This window comes from Methylobacterium aquaticum (assembly GCF_001043915.1).
GTDB lineage: Bacteria > Pseudomonadota > Alphaproteobacteria > Rhizobiales > Beijerinckiaceae > Methylobacterium > Methylobacterium aquaticum.
Window position 1 is genome coordinate 1 of sequence record NZ_LABX01000357.1, and the last position, 627, is coordinate 627.

Consider the following 627-nt stretch of genomic DNA (forward strand, 5'->3'; position numbering starts at 1 on the left):
TTCGCGCTCTCGACCCTGGCGAGCGATCGCGTCATGGTCGGGGGCATCGTCATGGTCGTTTCCTCGTCGTTTCTGTTATGATGCTCATTCTTGCGCCGGCGTCCGCCGCCTTGCAATGCCTCCCGCTCTAAAAATGGTCACGGCTAAGCATCTGTCGCGCCCTGTCCCCACCGAATGCGGGGGGTCGGCCAAGTGGGGCCTGGAGCCTCGCCGTGCCGAATGTCGCGCCGGGACGGCGCGGACGGGACCGGGGAAGCGGCGGCCGTGACCGCCCTGCGCCGGATCGCCGGGTTGCCCGGGCTCGCGCTGCACGGATTCATCGGGCTGGTCTATCCGCCGAGCTGCATCGCCTGCGGGTCCGCCACGGCGGTTCCCCATGCCCTCTGCGCCGGCTGCTGGAGCGAGATGCGCTTCATCGAGCGGCCCTATTGCGAGCGGCTCGGCACGCCGTTCTCGGTCGATCTCGGGGCGCCGGGCCTGGTCTCGCCGGCCGCCCTCTCGGATCCGCCGGTCTATCAGCGCGCCCGGGCGGTGGCACGCTACGACGCCACGGCGCGGCGGCTGGTGCAGCGGCTGAAATACGAGGATCGCCTCGACCTCGCGGGCGCGCTCGGGGCGATGATGGGG

Annotated in this window: 1 protein-coding gene; it reads left to right on the top strand. The window is 70.8% G+C overall.

Annotated elements, in window-relative coordinates; genetic code table 11:
* Nucleotides 1-264 precede the first annotated feature (264 nt).
* Nucleotides 265-627: double zinc ribbon domain-containing protein (locus tag VP06_RS31865; protein ID WP_245291395.1), on the top strand; the 363-nt coding region annotated here is incomplete at its 3' end.